At 33.7% G+C, this 18,081-nt stretch carries 15 protein-coding genes and 1 pseudogene; 8 read left to right on the forward strand and 8 right to left on the reverse strand.

Features of this window, described 5'->3' with window-relative positions:
- Positions 1–190 precede the first annotated feature (190 nt).
- The 4 genes from BAQ46_RS05450 to BAQ46_RS05465 form a co-directional block, all read right to left on the reverse strand.
- Positions 191–973: a putative protein N(5)-glutamine methyltransferase gene (locus tag BAQ46_RS05450; protein WP_071741749.1), complete on the reverse strand. Its 783-nt coding sequence runs from the start codon at positions 971–973 to the stop codon at positions 191–193.
- A gap of 277 nt (positions 974–1,250) precedes the next feature.
- Positions 1,251–1,955, reverse strand: a complete 705-nt coding sequence (locus tag BAQ46_RS05455; protein WP_071741750.1) for a histidine phosphatase family protein — start codon at positions 1,953–1,955, stop codon at positions 1,251–1,253.
- Between the two features lie 162 nt (positions 1,956–2,117).
- A complete protein-coding gene (locus BAQ46_RS05460) occupies positions 2,118–2,642 on the reverse strand; it encodes a GNAT family N-acetyltransferase (RefSeq protein ID WP_000256495.1) in 525 nt (174 codons plus the stop codon).
- A 6-nt stretch (positions 2,643–2,648) separates the two neighbouring features.
- Entirely contained in the window at positions 2,649–4,550 is a 1,902-nt protein-coding gene (locus BAQ46_RS05465) for an endonuclease MutS2 (protein ID WP_001095176.1), read from the reverse strand.
- 536 nt (positions 4,551–5,086) lie between these two features.
- Between BAQ46_RS05465 and BAQ46_RS05470 the strand changes: the two genes are divergently transcribed.
- Positions 5,087–5,878 (forward strand): arylamine N-acetyltransferase family protein, encoded by a 792-nt coding sequence (locus BAQ46_RS05470; protein WP_000129178.1) that lies wholly within the window; start codon positions 5,087–5,089, stop codon positions 5,876–5,878.
- Between the two features lie 116 nt (positions 5,879–5,994).
- Positions 5,995–7,782 carry an oligoendopeptidase F gene (gene pepF / locus BAQ46_RS05475; protein WP_071741751.1) on the forward strand — a complete coding sequence of 596 codons (1,788 nt, stop codon included), beginning with the start codon at positions 5,995–5,997 and terminating at the stop codon, positions 7,780–7,782.
- 35 nt (positions 7,783–7,817) lie between these two features.
- On the opposite strand, the gene BAQ46_RS05480 is transcribed toward pepF, so the two are convergent.
- Positions 7,818–8,951 (reverse strand): serine hydrolase domain-containing protein, encoded by a 1,134-nt coding sequence (locus BAQ46_RS05480; protein ID WP_000915218.1) that lies wholly within the window; start codon positions 8,949–8,951, stop codon positions 7,818–7,820.
- 258 nt (positions 8,952–9,209) lie between these two features.
- Between BAQ46_RS05480 and BAQ46_RS31020 the strand changes: the two are divergent.
- Positions 9,210–9,419 (forward strand): annotated as a pseudogene (locus BAQ46_RS31020) (hypothetical protein).
- A 99-nt stretch (positions 9,420–9,518) separates the two neighbouring features.
- Here BAQ46_RS31020 and BAQ46_RS05490 read toward each other — a convergent pair.
- Entirely contained in the window at positions 9,519–10,739 is a 1,221-nt protein-coding gene (locus tag BAQ46_RS05490) for an MFS transporter (protein ID WP_061131714.1), read from the reverse strand.
- Positions 10,740–10,845: 106 nt separating this feature from the next.
- Between BAQ46_RS05490 and BAQ46_RS05495 the strand changes: the two genes are divergently transcribed.
- The 3 genes from BAQ46_RS05495 to BAQ46_RS05505 all read left to right on the forward strand — a co-directional run bounded on the left by BAQ46_RS05495 (position 10,846) and on the right by BAQ46_RS05505 (position 12,970).
- Positions 10,846–11,697, forward strand: a complete 852-nt coding sequence (locus tag BAQ46_RS05495) for a LysR family transcriptional regulator (RefSeq protein ID WP_061131713.1) — start codon at positions 10,846–10,848, stop codon at positions 11,695–11,697.
- Positions 11,690–12,199: a DUF3916 domain-containing protein gene (locus BAQ46_RS05500; RefSeq protein WP_061131712.1), complete on the forward strand. Its 510-nt coding sequence runs from the start codon at positions 11,690–11,692 to the stop codon at positions 12,197–12,199. The genes BAQ46_RS05495 and BAQ46_RS05500 overlap by 8 nt, the downstream gene beginning before the upstream one ends.
- Before the next feature lie 93 nt (positions 12,200–12,292).
- A complete protein-coding gene (locus BAQ46_RS05505; RefSeq protein ID WP_071741752.1) occupies positions 12,293–12,970 on the forward strand; it encodes a YdcF family protein in 678 nt (225 codons plus the stop codon).
- A 43-nt stretch (positions 12,971–13,013) separates the two neighbouring features.
- Here BAQ46_RS05505 and BAQ46_RS05510 read toward each other — a convergent pair whose 3' ends face one another.
- Both BAQ46_RS05510 and BAQ46_RS05515 read right to left on the reverse strand, forming a co-directional pair.
- On the reverse strand, positions 13,014–13,958 hold the full coding sequence (locus BAQ46_RS05510; RefSeq protein WP_071741753.1) for a glycerophosphodiester phosphodiesterase: 945 nt from the start codon (positions 13,956–13,958) through the stop codon (positions 13,014–13,016).
- Between the two features lie 382 nt (positions 13,959–14,340).
- A complete protein-coding gene (locus tag BAQ46_RS05515) occupies positions 14,341–15,960 on the reverse strand; it encodes an FAD-dependent oxidoreductase (RefSeq protein WP_071741754.1) in 1,620 nt (539 codons plus the stop codon).
- Positions 15,961–16,435: 475 nt separating this feature from the next.
- Between BAQ46_RS05515 and BAQ46_RS05520 the strand changes: the two genes are divergently transcribed.
- Positions 16,436–16,831, forward strand: a complete 396-nt coding sequence (locus BAQ46_RS05520) for an ArsR/SmtB family transcription factor (protein ID WP_001041183.1) — start codon at positions 16,436–16,438, stop codon at positions 16,829–16,831.
- A gap of 108 nt (positions 16,832–16,939) precedes the next feature.
- The gene (locus tag BAQ46_RS05530) at positions 16,940–17,938 is read left to right on the forward strand and encodes an NADP-dependent oxidoreductase (protein WP_000646405.1); all 999 of its coding nucleotides are present in this window, start codon (positions 16,940–16,942) and stop codon (positions 17,936–17,938) included.
- Positions 17,939–18,081 lie beyond the last annotated feature (143 nt).

Here is an 18,081-nt window from a genome sequence, read left to right on the forward strand (position 1 = left end):
TTTATGAAAACCTATAGTGAAAAAAGTTGATAAATGGAAGGACATAACTAATACGTTATGTTCTTTCTTCTTCAAATCACTCGGATAATTTTCGATCTCTTTTCTCAATTAAAAGCATATGTTTTTTATTTGTATATCGCTAGGAAATTATCATTTTATTTATGAATAAGGCTATACATACCCATTTAAATTAAAAACTAGCTTTCGAACCTATAACAACAGTAGCATCTAATTCCTCATCTCGAGCCACTTTCGTGGTAAGCCCAGCACCAGCAAAGATTTCAAAGGTCTGATTTGCCTGCATTTCGCTCGTCTCTATTAAAAGATGACCTCCAGGTGCTAGCCAGAGAAATGCTTCTTTCGCTACTCTTCGCTGAATGTCAAGTCCATCCTCTCCCCCATCAAGCGCCACCTTTGGTTCATGTAGGCGAGCTTCCTGTGGGAGCAGTTTTATTGCATCAGTAGGAACATAAGGTGCGTTTGCAAGTATGGTCTTCACGTTGCCTTTAAGTGAATGAGGCAACGATTTATACAAATCACCTTCAAAAACATGGCCACCGAAACTCGTTACATTGCGGCTTGCACATCGTACTGCAATAGGGTCAATATCAACACAATATAATTCAACTCTTCCTAAAGCTGCCGCTAGAGCTGCACCGACAGCACCTGAACCACAACAGAGATCAACGACAATATCACCAAAACATGACAGCGCTTCTGCTTGGTGAACAAGAAACTCGGTACGTTGACGAGGTACGAAAACACCTCGGTCCACTTCTATCCGCAACCCACAAAATTTTGCGTATCCAACAACATATTCAAGTGGTAAACCATCGGCTCGCATTTCCACCATTCTCTTGAGGTCCTCTGGAGTTTGGGCTACTGAAATAAGTAACCTGGTCTCTTCTTCTGCGAAAACACACCCCGCGCTCTGAAGCCTGTTAATTATACATTTTTCTGTTTTATTGTCCAAAAAGGAATTACATTCTTTTCCTATTTACCTCACCACTTTTCTTATTTATAACCCTGTATTCGCTAAAAATTGGATGTATCCTTTTTAACAAAGTTGTCCTATTCAAAAAAATACGCCCTTATTCAATTAAATGACCCAATTGTTGAACAAAGAAACATTCTACACATTAAAAACAAAATCATAATATAAAGATACAATATTTCAAATGATGCACTAAAAAATAAAAAGGAAGCTAGATTTTACTAACTCCCTTTTCTTATATCTATTTGAGATAGGATTATATTTCCACACCTTCTTTCCCTTTTGCAACATAGCTCATATCTCCAACTGACTCGACTGTATATGTTCCATCTTGATATAAAATCTTCGTCACACTAGCATTTTCCACTCCAAGTTTTGTTTTACTACTGTCTAGCATTTCTATTAAGGTAGTAATCAACAGCCCATGAACAACAACTAAAACGTTACCGCCGCCATCTTTAGCTACTTCTTCACTAATATTATCTATCTCTGCTTTTATACGAGTAGAAAATAATTCCCAATCTTCCGCCTGTTTCGTAGGATCTGCTGCTCTAATAAGATCAATAACTTCTTGAATAGAAAACTTCATAAGTTCTTCTGGTGATGCAACGCCTGCAGCTTTTCCAACCGCATCCCACATATTATCAAGTTTTTCACCTTCAAAAATACCAAAATTTAATTCTCGTAATTTTTTTCTTTGCTCAAGTTTCAATTTTGATTGCTCACTATATTTTAATACTAAATTAGCAGTTTCAATCGCGCGGCCGCTATCACTACTATACGCACTTGTAAAATGAATATCTTTTAATCCCGTTCCTAAATTAGAGGCAACTTCCACACCTTTTTCTACTAACGGAGAGTCTGCCCAACCTTGCGCGCGATGGTTCGTATTTAATATTGTTTTACCATGTCTTGTAACATATAACGTAACTACGTTGCTATCTGTTTCTCGATTCTTCATTCTTTTTTCTCTCCCTTTACATTTCTATCTCAATTTTAACACCTCAATTATTCATTGAGCAAAATATATGTAAGTAGCTTCGCTTAATAAAAAACGCTACCTTTCTGTATATCCATACAAAAAGATAGCGTCTTTTATGATTATATTTCTTAACCGATACTCCTACTCAGCAAATGCACTCGAATATTGTACAACTCCTTCTACACTTTCAAGAGCATTCTCTGTTAATTCCATTACCATAAATACTTCTTCAGGCACTTCAAATGGTGCTTTTATATTCCACTCACTGGCTTTCTTAAAACCAAATTTCGGATAGTACTCTGGATGTCCTAATACTACAACTGATCCGTATCCAAGTTCTTTCGCTTTTTCTAACGCAGCTACTATAAGCTTTCCACCAATTCCTTTTTTCTGATATCCCGTAGCAACTGATACTGGTGCAAGCGCTAATGAATCTACAGAAGCTCCATCTTGTTCTATCGTAATTTTAGATAACATAATATGACCGACTATTTCTTCATCTACTGCAACGATTGATAACTCTGGAATAAATGCGTCACACTCTCTAATACGTTTTACAAGTTCATGTTCCTTTTTATCACTAAATTCTTCATTTAAAAATGCTTGTTGTACAACTTCTTCCGTTTTTCTATAATCGGTTTGTCGTTCTTGTCTAATCGTTACCACTCTGGATTACCCTCTATTCTTTCTCATTTCTTTTTGAATTTTACGAAGTGCTTTTTTCGATCCCCGCTCAATATCATGTTGCATTTTTCTTTCTTTATAATCGACAAATAGCGTATTTAAATCGTATCCCTCTGGATATAACTCTTTTGCTGATACCTCTAAAGTAATACGTTTTACATTCACTTCAATGAATTCACCGTTATAATATACAACGACATTATAGAAGTTATCTTTTTCCTTATAGATGATACCAAAATCATCATGATCCAATAAATTTACACGGTCGCCAATTTTATACTCGTAATGATTTTCTCTTTTTTCTTGCAGGAATTTCGGCTTTCTAATTTTACTTTCATTCACTTTTTCTAAAGTATATTCTTTATTTTCCATGTACTCTTTCGCTCTTTTCAGTACACGTTCTCTTACGTTCATTTTATTTGCAATCCAAAGTGCATTACTTTCACCTGATTTACCGATCACTAATTTATAAAGCGGTTCTAGCGTCTCACTATTAAATTGCATGGCTGCGTTCATGAAATCATCGTGCATTTCTGAGAAGCGTTTAATTTCACCGTAATGCGTACTCGCAACTGTAATACATCCTGCAAGATAAAACTCCTCTAAAATAGAAATTGCAAGTGCTGCTCCTTCATTCGGTTCAGTCCCGCTTCCTATTTCATCAAATAATAGCAACGTATTATTATTTGACATCCTCATAATCTCAGATAAATTTTTCATATGTGATGAAAATGTACTTAGTGCATTTTCGATACTTTGATTATCACCAATATCTACAAATACATTTTCGAAAATAGCAATTTCTGTTTCTTTATCTCCGGCAATATGCAAACCTGACATTGTCGCTAATGTTAACAATCCAATCGTCTTTAACACAATTGTCTTCCCGCCCGCATTCGGCCCTGTAATAATTAAACTACGATAGTTTTGACCGATTTCAAAGTTTAATGGTACTACTTTTCCACTTAAAAGCGGATGCTTACAATTTACTAAATGAACGTAGCCATGATCATTTAACTTCGGCTCTATTCCATCAATCGATTTACTAAACTTCGCTTTCGCAAACACCATATCATACTGACTAATTAATTCCATATTAATTTTTATATGATATATATTTTCTACTACCATTCCTGATAAAGTCGCTAAAATTTGATATTCTTCCATCGCTTCTTCTGCTTTCAAACTTGCCAGTTCCGCATTTAACTTTGTAACCGTATGCGGTTCTATAAATACAGTAGAACCTTTAGCCGACGCTTCAACAATACTTCCGGCAACTTGATTTTTATAAGAAGATTTAATCGGAATCGTATAACGATCATCTTTTTTACTAATAAAGAACTCCTGAATATACTTCTTATTTGCACTGCTATTTAAAAACTTCGTTAAACGTTCTTTTATTTTCCCATCTACCGAATCCATGTTATTTCGAATTCGTTTTAACTCTTTACTAGCGGCAGAATCAATACTATTTCCTTTAATTGAAAAGTTAATTTCTTCTTCAATACTTTTATATTCAGTCATTGAATTTGCATAAGAAGCTAATACTGGTGCAAAAAATTCTTTATCTAACATAAATTTTTTAATCTTTCTACATCCGCGTAAAAAGTCTGAAACGCTGACTAATTCTTCTGGATCTAAAATCATCCCTTTTTCTAATTTTTGAATTGTACTTGCGATATTTGAAATACCGAAGAAAGGAACATGCCCTTCTGCATCTAATATAGCTCGCGCTTCGGTTGTTTCATTCAATCGATTCCTTACTACTTTTATACTTGCACTCGGCTCTAATTTATTTATTAATTCTTTTCCTAATCCACTTACACAATAAGATTTCACTATATCCTTTAATTCGTTATATTGTAACTTTTCAAAAGTCATTGTATTCATTTTGTTTCTCCTCACTATGATTGATTTCTATCATAAATGAAGATACCTACTCATTAGATTCCAATGAGTTCTACATTATTCAATTACCCTTTTTAAACATTAAAAATATACACAAAAAAGCTGCGGGGATACCGCAGCTTTTACATTTACAAGGCATGAGTAATAACATATGAGGAAATAAACCATAAAAAACGGATGGCAATCCCCTTATTACACGCTTTATAAAGTATTGTAGGTATCTTCATAGGTATCGAAATAAATCCATGACAAAATTAGGGGTATGGTATACATAAAAATCCCCTGTTCTTATCCGATTTATTTCATTCAATTTTTCCTATTTAGTACCTACCGCACTCACAAAAAGCACCTCTCATTATTTTATATTATGGTCATTGAAATCTAATTTACTGAAATCATCATACTATATGTATAGCAAGAAGTAAAGGTGTCATACTTTAGTCGTACGCACATATGCAGATGTTTCCTCTTGCGATATTAGATACAATATATATAAATCGTTTAACGGAGGGGTTTCTATGACAGACTTTCAAAAACAATTTTTCGCACGATTACATATAGAAGAAAAAGACAAAGTTTCATTTGAAGATTTACCTAACATTATGTACGCGATGGCACAAACTGTCCCATTTGAAAACTTAAATGTTCTCGAAAAGAATTTTAAGGAAATATCAAAAGAAAATCTAAAAGAAAAAATTTTAGTAAACAATCGTGGTGGTCTTTGTTATGAACTCAATCCTACTATGTATCACTTCCTTAAAGACGCTGGATTCGATGTTCATCTCGTTTCAGGAACAGTGTATAACGCTGCAAATTCTATATGGGCTGTTGATTCTGGCCATATCGCAACCGTTTTAACACATCATAATGAGCTTTATTTAATTGAAGTTGGATTCGGATCATACTTACCACTTGCACCTGTTCCTTTCTCAGGTGAAGTCATTCACTCCGTTACAGGAGATTATCGTATTCGTAAAGAAATGACCGAAAAAGGAAACTACATGTTAGAGATGCGTAAAAACAATGAGTTTTTGGATCAATCTTCTACTGATGATTGGACGTTAGGCTATGCATTTTATATAGAAGAAGTGGATGAAGAAAAAGCAAATGCAGCACAAAAAATTATCGTTGAACATGAGTGCTCACCATTTAACAAAGTACCTCTTATTGTAAAACTAACTGAAGATGGGCATGCCTCTTTAACGAAGGATAGTCTCACAATAGCGAAAAACGGTAAAAAAACGAAAGAAAAAGTTACAGATGGGCAATATAAAAACCTTTTACATTCAAAATTCGGAATTACATTATAATTTTTCAAGCCTTGCCTTTTAGCAAGGCTTTTTAATTTTCAGCAGGGATTTTTTGCAATTTGTTGTATTTCATAGTTATATAGAAATATAACTACATATTTAGAAAGGAAATGATTATGACAGAACTTAAAGATCGACTACAAGTAGATGAGAAAGAAAAATGGGATTTAACGGATATTTATGATACCATTGAAGATTGGGAAAGTGATTTTCATAAAATTGAAGTATTAACGAAAGAACTACACGAGTTTAATGGAAATATTCACGATGGCAATAGTTTATTAGCCTATTTAACAAAGAGTGAAGAAATTTCTAGCATCATATCTTTACTATTCGCTTATGCACGATTACAATCTGATCTTGATACACGCGATACTGACGCTCAATCTCTTGTCGATAAAGTAACACAATTACAAGTGAAAGTAAGTGCAGCTAAATCTTTCTTTTCTCCATTCTTACTTAGCGTAGATGAAAACACATTACACACTTACATAGAAGAAGCTGAAGGCTTACAATATTATAAAGAAGATTTATTTGAATTATACCGTTATAAAAAACACGTATTGAATAAGGACCAAGAAGAGATTTTATCACAAATGGGCGAAGCACTCTCCTCTCCGCAACATACATATGGCATGCTAAATAATGCAGATATACTATTTGGTGAAGTGGCTACTAATGATGGAGAAAAAGTTACTTTAACACGAGGAATGTATGCAAAGTTAATAGAAGATGAGAACCGCGAAAAACGTAAAGAAGCCTATAAAGCTTATTACAAACCATACGTTCAATTAAAGAATTCTATCGCTTCTACTTTATCTGCAGCTATTAAAAATAATGTTACTGTTTCTAAGCTAAGAAAATATCCATCAGCGTTAGAGAAATCATTATTTGGCGACATGGTTCCGAAAGAAGTATATGAAAATTTAATTGAAACGACGAAAAAAAACATTCAATCTTTACATACATATAATGAACTTCGAAAAGAGAAATTAAATGTCGATGAACTAAGACAATATGACTTAAGTGTCGACTTAGTAAAAGGTGTAAAACAAGATATTCCATACGATAGAGCGTTTGACATCATGATTGAATCACTAGCTCCTTTAGGTGAAGAATATATTGAAACATTAAAAAGCTTTAAAGATAAACGTTATATTGACGTAAGAGAAACGCCAGGAAAACGTTCCGGTGCTTATAACTTTGGTGTATACGGCGTTCATCCATTCATTCTTTTAAATCATCACGATGATTTAAATAGCCTTTTCACCCTTACTCACGAATGTGGGCATGGCATGCATACGCACTACTCACACGGATATCAACCAAGAATTTCTGCACACTATACTATTTTCGTCGCAGAAGTCGCTTCTACAGTAAATGAAGTGCTATTAATTCATCATTTATTAAAAGAAGCAAAAGATGCTAACGTGCGTAACCATTTAGTAAACCATTTCATTGAGAAATTTAAAGGCACTTTCTTTACACAAATCATGTTCGCTGAATTTGAAAAAATCACGCATGAAATGGCACAGCAAGGTAAATCATTAAATGCCCAAACCTTTAGCGAGGTTTACGAAAACTTGTTTAGAGAATATAACGGCGACTCCCTCGTATTTGACGAAGAAGTAAAATACGGATGGGCTAGAATACCGCATTTCTATCGTCCATTTTACGTGTACAAATATGCAACTGGATTCGCTTCTGCAATCCAAATTGCTGATAAATTATTAAGCGGCGATCCAAATGCACAGAAAAACTATCTCGAATTCCTTAAAGGTGGAAGTTCAGATTATCCATTAAATCTACTGAAAAAAGCTGGCGTTGATTTAACTACGCCAGAACCGATTGAAAGTGCATTACATCGTTTTAGTGAACTTGTTGAAGAATTTTCAACTTTATAAAAAAGAAGAGCCTCTCGCTAGAGGCTCTTTCTCTTTCATGCTCCCTTTCCTTCTATTAAATCACTCGCCATTTTCCTAAACTCTTGATTAAATGCATCATTCATACCATTTTGGACGTTAGAGAACAATATGACGAATGTTTTTTTATCCCAGTTAAAATTATTAAAAGTATTCCAGCCTGCTAATACCCCGTGGTTATGATAATAATCTGGATACGTATAGAAACTAAATCCATATTTTCTTGCAGGTGATGCAGTAAACATATCTAATACACTTTGTTTAGATAACAGCTTTCCATCCATTATTGCCTCATCTAATCTTTTCATATCTTCAACAGTTGTATACATTTCACCACACCCATACAACCAGTTCATTTTTAAGCGGGGGGCAGCTATTAATTCATTATCTTTTCTCGTATAACCTTCTGCTAAAAAAATATCTTCTGGGAGAGTCGCCCCCATTCCAGATTCATACATGCCAGCAGAAGTAAAAATATTTTCTTTCACGTATTCAGCGAGCGGTTTATTCGTAATTTTTTCTACAATATATGCAAGCACCATATAATTATAGTCTGTATATTTCCAGCCTGTCCCTGCAGGAAATTGCAATTTTTGCGCTCCAATCCACGTTACTAACTTTAAACGTGACCCTGCATCCACCCTACCTTGTCCTTGATCTGGCAAGCCAGATGTGTGTGTTAATAGATTTCGTAACGTAATGTTTTTATCTGCTGGAAACGATGGAATATACTTATTTACATTGTCTTCAATATTTAATTTCCCTTTTTCTTTTAGCTGCATAATAGATATTGCAACGACCGTTTTCGTAATAGAACCAATACGATATTTCGTTCTTGGCGTTGTTACTACTTTATCTTTCACATTCGCATATCCATAACCTTTTCGTAAAATCACATGATCTTTACTAGCTACAAGAACGCTCCCATTAAATCCTTTATCTTTTAAATATTGATCTAGTTTTCCAGCTACAGCTTCATAGCGTTTTTTCTCAGTTGCATCAACTTCTTGCATATCGTCCTTTTGCTTACTATTTAAATTAGAAAATGCCTTTATATCATATTTCTTACCTTTATTTGCATGTATTAGTGCAACGACACTCCCACAAAAAATAGCAAAAACAAAGAAAACGATTAACCATTTCTTTAGCATAATAGGAACCCTCTTTTATATAGTTTCACTTAACGCGCATCCATTCTATTCTATATCTATTAATTTTTAAATTTTTTATAATACTACCTATTATTCACCTAAATGAACTAGATTCCTTTTTCTCATATTCAGTTTTCGGCTACTCTCTATTGTATTTCTTTCTCGCAAAATTTCCACCATACAATCGGATGCACCCTACTATAATTTCAACATCTTATGTAACATTTGTTACACAAGATAAGAAACGGAGTTGTTAAGATGAAAAACACAGATAAAAACAATCGTTTAGATGATATGACGTTTCATTATCCTACAATAAAATATAGTTATAATTTAATATTAAGTAAAATAGATTACAACTTTAAAAGGAAATGATACTAAAAATTTTCAAACAAAATAAATCATGTAAATAACGATAAAGAAAAACAAATCATTATAGCTAAAATTACAGGCAATGAACTTCATTGAAAATGAATCTCATTTATACTTTGATTATACAACAAATAAAAAAAGAAATGTCGCTCACTCGGCATTTCTTTATATTTTCTTCATAAAAAATTTACATTGCTAACTTTCTTTTATTTTCTTGTTTTTTCTATATAAACTGACTGCCGAGATACTTAACAATACTACTATACATAACCACGCATACGCATACCCTTTCTCATCCACAATATAACCAAATAAAACAGGTGCAACAATAATAGCAATTTGATTTAATGTAAGTGCTACACTCACTGTTATTCCTACAGATTCTTCACTTGCCAATTCAGCAACTTCGGCTATAAAAAGACTAAACCATCCAATTGAAAAGAATCCTAACAATGCACTTACACTATACAAGACTCCACTCATTATTGTATGTATATTCATTACTAACAATAAAATCAAGCCGATAGAAGCGCAGACAGCTATAAATAAAGGTATACGCCGATTCCCCTTATACAACACATCACTAATAGCTGCTAATGCAATACGACCAATCATTCCAGAAAAGAACATAACCGAAAATACTGTTCCGGCTACAATAGATGTAATCGATTGTTCCCCTGCTAAAAATTTCATGAAGTGTCCAACTAACACCATTTGTAATGAAATCATGCAAATACCCGTTATATAAATTGGATACAACTCTTTTTTGCATATCACTACTTTTAGCTCCATCCAAAAGGAAATGTTATTATGTCCTTTCCTCGCTTCCTCCTGAACATATGGCTCTTTATAAAACACAAAAAATAATACTCCTCCCATTATACAAATGCATGCGATACTATTGATCGCGTAAGTCATATTATATTGTACTGTAAGAAACGGGATTAACACTCCCGCTAACGCGCCACCAATCGGTATACCCGCTTGCCTTATTCCCATCGCTAACCCACGATTTTCTTTTCGGAACCATTTTAAAATCACTTTACTTCCTCCTGGCTGGGAAACACTATAAAACATTCCTATTAATAAAAGTACAAATAATAACCCATTAAATCCACTTACTATATTAGTTAGTAAAAGCGAACTCCCTAGCAAAAATGAACTGATAGAAATTAATATTTTTTCATTATATTGATCAAGTAGCCGACCGACAAAAAGCATACAAAATAACGGTCCAACATTTACAACACTTACTAATAATCCACTCTCCGTATTCGTAAGTGCATATTCTTCTTTCCAAAATAAAGCGAAAACCCCGACACCATACGTTATAAGTGTCGCTGTTGTTTGAGCAATCGTCGCAACAATTAACATAACCCATTTATAAGTACTATTCACCCTTTCTTCAATCAACATAATAATCCCTCCCCCTTCCATTGTATGAAAGTTCTGATATCATATAAAATAAAGATTCATCATATAATCCATCAAAAAAATTGATACCTTTTCGGAGGGATGATACGTGGACATAAAAGATTTAACTGTATTTTACGAAGTCGCGAAGGAAAATAATATTTCTCACGCAGCGAAAAATTTGAACTATGTGCAATCAGGCGTAACGATGCGTATGAAACAACTAGAAAATGAATTAGGTGTTCCTTTATTTTACAGAAACGGAAAAGGTGTAACTTTAACTTCTAACGGTGAGATTTTATTAACGTACGCCAAACAAATTATCCACTTAATGGATCAATCTATAAAAGCGGTTCAAAGTAATGGAACTGATCCTAAAGGTACTTTAAAAATTGGGTGTACAGAATCTACAACTGCGGTAAGGCTTCCCTCTATATTAACGGCCTACTATGAGAGGTACCCAGAAGTCGAATTGATTTTGGAAACAAATACGACTGAACAACTAATTAAGCTTGTATTAGAGCGAAAACTAGACGGAGCGTTTATAGCTGGCTCTACTCAGCATAATAAACTCCATACAACTGTATTTCATGAAGAAGAATTGGTTCTCATTAGTAAAAAACCTTTATCCTCTCTTACAGACATAGAAGATATGAATTTACTCGCTTTTAGTCACGGGTGCTATTATAGAAGTTTATTAGAAGACTGGCTTCAAGAAGAAGACATCTCGCCTAAACGAGTATTAGAATTCGGAACAATCGAAGCGATACTTGCATGTGTAAAATCAAATATAGGCGTAGCGATTATGATGAAATCAATTTTAAAGGGACATGAACATGACGTATCATTCAACCCTTTACCAAATAGCTTCAAAAAGGTTCCTACTACTTTCATTACTAGAAACGATATATTTCGCTCAGCTGCATTACAAAAATTTATGGAGATGACTCACAATGCATGAAAAGAAAATACGTGGGATGAAACGAAAAACAAACACTATGATTAAACGCATTGAGGAACATACAAAAATATTCCCTTCTACTTTCTATAACGATGAATATTGGTATATGCCTTTACCAGTTTCTCAAGCTTTTATCGAGTCTCATAAAACACCTAGAAAAGTAAAACGATTATGTATACAAACCTTAATAGATCGAGTGAATCATTTAATAAAAATAAAACCGAATGATACACATACATATCGAGTTGTTACTATAATTTCTATAGAAAATTTATGGAGATCGCAAATTATCGTATTTAAAAACGATGACTACTTTCAAAATTTTTTCAATAGAAATAATGAATTTCAAACATGGATCCCTCTTTCAAATGAAATTAATTTTTGGGAAACATGGGGAATTTCAATTCGCCCTACTGCCCAACTGTTTCACTTTCAAGAAGTCATTTATGATGAAGATACAATCGATAAAAAAGAGATTTGGTTTATTGGAGAGTTATCTTAAAAGGGGTACTTTCAAATGAAAAGCTTCCCTTTTTCCACTTATTAAAATCGCTATATAATGAATTTGTCATTTTATTATATAGGAGGTTTTCAAATGGTAATACCTAAATATCCTGATGTCCCTACTCTTACGAAAAAACAAATCGATCAAATTACAGAAATCACTTTTCTAAAAGAAATAACACCACAAAAATGTGATGCAATATTCGTTTTCGGCGGTTCACACCCTGGCAATTGGCAAGCTCCTCTAGAAGCTTATCGACAAGGTTTAGGAAATAAAATTATCGTTACAGGTGGTACTAGTTTACATGGCATGAAACATCCGAGCTGGAATTACGGGGATTTGTCAGATGCAGAAGTAATTGTAAATAAATTACTTGAACATGGCGTACCAAAAGATGCTATCCTATTCGAGAAAAACTCCCTCCATTCTATCGCTAATGTAATGGAAGCGAAAAAGATTTTTGATTTTACAAAGATTAATCAGCTACTATTTGTTTGCAAAAGTTTAGGCGCTGGTCGGCAATATCAAGTATTAAAAAAACATTTACCTAAAACTATTACTTGTATCCCATATACATTTGATACAAGTTTCGATGGTGAGTTTATCATTAATAGATATAATTGGATGGAAAATGAAAAAAGTCGCTCTATGATTTTTGGAGAATACTTGAGAAATGTTTGCTACGGTAGAAAGGGCGGCATTGAGCCACCTGAAAATGAGGTTGAAGGTTTAGAAGAATATGTATCCTATTACTATAATCTAGCATAATAAAAAAAGGTATACCAAAATGTCGGTATACCTTTTCTCCTATTTATTTTTCTTTTAACACACTATGTAATCGATCAGGATAATTTGTAAACATTCCTGTAGCACCCCATTTTATTAACAATCTCATATCTGGTTTCTCATTAATTGTATAAGGATGAATTAGCAGTCCATTATTTCTAGCTATTTTCATATATGACTCATCAATAATTAATTCTCCGTTATCATTACGTAAGTTTGGTCCAATACCAACTGCATACTTTTTAATTTCTTGAAAATCTTCATTCGTTACATGTTTCGGTTCATGTGTAATAGCAGACCATTCAACAATCTCATTGTTTTCATTTGGATAATACCAAAGCAGTTGAACTAACGGAATATTTTCATTCATACTATGAATCTTTATTAAACTATCTTTACTAAATGATTGAATCATCACACGGCTAGAAGACATGTTTTGACCTATTAAATTATATTTTTCTAATAAAGCTAATAATTTCTCTTCCATTCCTGGATACACATCTGGTGATTTTGTTTCAATGTAATACTTCATGCTTCTTCCGTACTTTTGGAAAATTTCTTCAAGAGTCGGAACTTTTTGACCAACGTACTCTTGCTTAGCCTTTTCTGGATACGCTTTATTGAACCACGATCCTGCATCTAAACTCTTTATTTCACTTAATGTTTTATCTCGTACTTCACCTGTACCATTTGTCGTGCGATCAACTGCCGTATCATGCATTGCAATCAACTGGCCGTCCTTAGTTAATTGAATATCTAACTCCAAATAATCCGCTTTCATTTTTTTCACTAAATCATAAGAAGCAAAAGTATGCTCAGGTGCATGTCCACTTGCTCCGCGATGTGCAATATTTAAAAACTTATTCTTATTCCACTCATGCTTTCCTTCTGCTTTCGCATGAACAGCTCCCCCAGCAAAGATACTTCCCGTCATAAAGAAGATAACTAAAACGCTAATAATTTTTCTCATCCTTCTAACCCTTCCTACGTTACAAATTTCAACAAGTTAATGAGATTTACACGAAATAGAAGATATACTTTCATCATTTTTATAAGTTTATATTAAAATTCCAATCTTACAAATATAATTCCCCTATGTTATTACTATACTATTTATTTTCCATATCCCCCCTATTCACATGTAACTTCCTATTGATTACATTTCATCAATAAAAAAAGCCATAAATTATTTAGAGGACACTTCTGTATCCTTAAATAAATTTATGGCTTATCTCAAATATCTCCGGCCTCGATTAACTTGTCGAAATTAATCATACCAAACCTATTAATATTTGTGAATATTATTTTTTCAGTAAAGTGAAGCATATAAAACAATATACTTCCATAGCTACTTAAAAACTACATAATAAATTACTCATTACCTTCTCCAGTATTACATCTGGATTTACCACTGCTTTTTCCGAACGCCATCCAATAAAGCCGTCTGGTCTAATTAATACAGTTCCTTCATTTCCTATCCCATATAATTCACGAAAAACATTTTCTTGAGCAATAAAATCTCCGCTTCCCCCTACTCGATATACATTAATATTTATCCCTAATTTAGATGAAACATCATACACAGCTTCAGCCCAAGAACTATTGTCTACTCCAGTAAGTAATACAAAATTGTTACCAAATAAGTCTAATATAGAAGCTTTTTTCCCTTTATACATTCCCCAAAAGTGTGGCGCTCGCGTTCCAGGTCTCCCGTTCAACTCTACGCTATCCATTCTATGTGGAATGACTGATTCATCTATTATTGCATCTGAACTATAATGATACCCAACAGTCACAGCTAAACCGTCCATATTATTCAGACTGCCTTCCTCTCTATTCGCAGCACGAAACAGTAAACTACTCGCATAATCTGTCGTTAATTTTGCAACAGGATATCTCTCTTCATGATATGTTTCTAACAATTTTGGTTTTGCCTTTCCTTTTATAACAGCCGCTAATTTCCAGGCTAGATTGTGTGCGTCTTGTATTCCTGTATTGGAACCAAACCCTCCTGTTGGCGGCATAATATGTGCAGAATCACCAACTAAAAAAATGCGATTATCTTGAAATTTTGTAGCAGTACTTTCAGTCGCTTCCCACGGTAAAACACTTACTATTTCTGACTCAACATTTGTACTTCCTATTGCGGTTTGAATAATTTGTTTACAACGTTCTATAGTGAAATCTTCTGGTTGCTCTCCTTTTAATGGATCGTAGGATACATGGTAAATCCATCTTCTTTCGTTATCAACTGGAATAAGCGCACCAAGAACTTCAGGATGAAGTACCATAGTAAAACCAAATGCATCTCCTTGTATAAATTCACTTAAATCCGCTTCAAAATAAATATTCATATAATAACCACCAATTGTTCCACGGCCCTCGGTACTAATCCCTAAGTGCTCACGTATTTTACTTTTTGCCCCATCTGCTGCAATTACATAGTCACAATGTATGACACTTTCTTTTTCTGTTTCACGATTTCGAATCGTTGCGATTACTCCTTGCTCATTTTGTTCATAAGAAACCAATTCATGATAAAAAGATAATTCTCCGCCTAATGTTCTCGCTTCTTGTAACATCATCTCTTCTAAAGTAATTTGATAACAAGCAGTTTGTTTTGATGGACTAATCTCTTTTACTTTTCGAAGTAATTTTTCATCGTTTCCATACTGAGTCACTCTCAATTGTGCGAATTCTTCCTGATTCGCCTCAGCTATTGTATGAACAGCTATTCTTCCTCGGCAATTTTCTAATGTTTTACCCGCTGATCTAATTCTTTGTTCTAAACCTAATTCTCGAAATAACTCCATCGTACGAAAAGCGATTCCACCTGCTTTCGGATGAATGGCAGTAGACGGATGCCTTTCAATAAGCAAGTATTCAATATTATGTTTTGCAAGGAATAACGCAGACGCTAATCCTGATAATCCCCCTCCAACAATTAAAACTGGTACATAATTCAATTCCATATACTTATCCTCCACATCATTGTTCTGAGCTCAGTGACATAAATATAATCAAAAAAACAACAAAGATATAGACTTATATTTCATTTTAAATTATCATATAGATAGATTACGCCCCAAATTACTTTTACTTTTTCATACATCTATAATCTGCTTGAATTATGCATGTATGAAAGAGTAAAACGAAACAACTCACTTCAAAATAATAAAAACATGATAAGCGGTCGCAACCCAATAAATTATATAGGGTTACGACCGCTTAATTTTTTGTGCAATGACTTAACCATCCTCATCTGTAAACAACGTATTATTAAGCCTTTTCTATCTCCTACCATTTTCAACTCATAAAATTTCATTCGTCTCGATTTTCTTTCCCAATATTGCAGCTCATACAACAATCATGTAGCATTACCGTATCGAAGTAATGGTCCATCATCTTAAACCTTTCGACTCATTAGCAGGAGGTAAAGTAATTGAAATGAATAAACAAGAACAATTAAATGTTATAAAAAAAGATTTTATTGATTCTCAAAAAGTATTATTAGCAATTGGCGATGAAACACGTCAAGCTATTTTGTTAGTTCTCATGGAAACGGAATGTCAAACAGGATTACGTGTAGGTGAAATTACGAAACAAACACACCTTTCTCGACCAGCGGTATCACATCACCTTAGAATTTTACGAGAAGCCGGTATTATTTTAATGCGAAAAGAAGGTACAAAAAACTTTTATTATATTGATATACGTACAAAATTAAGTTTATTAAAAAATCTTGTATTAGATATCGAAAAGCTATTGCACAACTTTTATCCCACTTTAACGGGCAGTAAGACCCCCACCTCAGAATTCAGCGAAAGTAAAGAATTTAGATAGGGGATCAACTGCCCGTAAAAGTCCGATTGGTTCAACTAATAATCAGTGGGAGATGAAGAACCCCCACTGATTAAAGTTTCACTTTATTGAAATTTGGAGGTATAAGAAATGAAAGCGATGATAATTGATAAGTACGGAAAAGTCCCAATGCGTATGGCCGAGGTACCTATTCCTGAAATAAATGAGCATGAAGTGCTCGCAGAAATTCATGCAGCTAGTATTAACCCAATTGATTTTAAAATACGCGATGGAAAAGTAAAGGTGTTACTTAAATATGAAATGCCCCTAATCCTTGGGAATGACTTTGCTGGTGTCATCATAAAGGTTGGATCAAAAGTAACTCGTTTTAAAGTCGGCGATGAAATATATGCACGTCCAAGAAAAAATAAGATTGGTACTTTTGCGGAGTATATAGCCATTCATGAAGATGACATAGCTTTAAAACCGAAAAATTTAAGTTTTGAAGAAGCTGCTTCAATTCCACTTGTTGGCTTAACATCCTATCAAGCATTACATGACATTATGCAATTACAAAAAGATCAAAAGATTTTAATTCACGCTGGATCTGGTGGTGTTGGTACTTTCGCAATTCAGTTAGCAAAAATAATGGGCGCTACCGTTACAACAACTGCTAGTGAAGCTGGTTCCGATTTAGTAAAGTCTCTTGGAGCAGATCAAATTATTAATTACAAAACAGAAAAATTTGAAGAAATACTAAAAGATTATGATGCAGTATTTGATACCATTGGTGGTACAACACTTGAAAAATCATTCAATATTATAAAAAGCGGCGGCAACATTGTTTCCGTTTCAGGAATGCCAAACGCTCGTTTCGGTAAAGAATTTGGTTCTGGATTTTTTAAAACATTCTTATTTTCATTAGCAAGTAAAAAACTTACTGCACTTGAAAAAAAGCATAATGCTCAATATTCATTTTTATTTATGAAGCCAAGCGGAGATCAATTACGTACTATCGCAAACTATATTGAAGCCGGAAAAATCAAACCTGTAATCGATCGAGTTTTCCCTTTTGAAGATGCGCAAAAAGCAATGGAATATTCAGAGGCCGGAAGAGCAAAAGGAAAAATAATTGTAAAAATGAAATAATAATAAAGACTCCATTTTCTTCAAATGGAGTTTTTATATTTACTGTTAAATAGACATAGTGCAGTGAAGTCCTTACAATAGATTGCAAGGGGAAATATCATATTATACTTTTAGCTAATTTTACAAAGAATACATACGTACAA

This window comes from Bacillus paranthracis (assembly GCF_001883995.1).
GTDB classification, from domain to species: Bacteria; Bacillota; Bacilli; order Bacillales; family Bacillaceae_G; genus Bacillus_A; species Bacillus_A paranthracis.

Bases quoted from the DNA above. Each gene is read 5' to 3' on its own strand.
- BAQ46_RS05455 (WP_071741750.1), bottom strand. From the start codon at position 1,955: ATGAAGAATCGAGAAACAGATAGCAACGTAGTTACGTTATATGTTACA.
- BAQ46_RS05465 (WP_001095176.1), bottom strand. From the start codon at position 4,550: ATGAATACAATGACTTTTGAAAAGTTACAATATAACGAATTAAAGGAT.
- BAQ46_RS05470 (WP_000129178.1), top strand. From the start codon at position 5,087: ATGACAGACTTTCAAAAACAATTTTTCGCACGATTACATATAGAAGAA.
- pepF (WP_071741751.1), top strand. From the start codon at position 5,995: ATGACAGAACTTAAAGATCGACTACAAGTAGATGAGAAAGAAAAATGG.
- BAQ46_RS05480 (WP_000915218.1), bottom strand. From the start codon at position 8,951: ATGCTAAAGAAATGGTTAATCGTTTTCTTTGTTTTTGCTATTTTTTGT.
- BAQ46_RS05490 (WP_061131714.1), bottom strand. From the start codon at position 10,739: ATGTTGATTGAAGAAAGGGTGAATAGTACTTATAAATGGGTTATGTTA.
- BAQ46_RS05500 (WP_061131712.1), top strand. From the start codon at position 11,690: ATGCATGAAAAGAAAATACGTGGGATGAAACGAAAAACAAACACTATG.
- BAQ46_RS05505 (WP_071741752.1), top strand. From the start codon at position 12,293: ATGGTAATACCTAAATATCCTGATGTCCCTACTCTTACGAAAAAACAA.
- BAQ46_RS05510 (WP_071741753.1), bottom strand. From the start codon at position 13,958: ATGAGAAAAATTATTAGCGTTTTAGTTATCTTCTTTATGACGGGAAGT.
- BAQ46_RS05515 (WP_071741754.1), bottom strand. From the start codon at position 15,960: ATGGAATTGAATTATGTACCAGTTTTAATTGTTGGAGGGGGATTATCA.
- BAQ46_RS05520 (WP_001041183.1), top strand. From the start codon at position 16,436: ATGAATAAACAAGAACAATTAAATGTTATAAAAAAAGATTTTATTGAT.
- BAQ46_RS05530 (WP_000646405.1), top strand. From the start codon at position 16,940: ATGAAAGCGATGATAATTGATAAGTACGGAAAAGTCCCAATGCGTATG.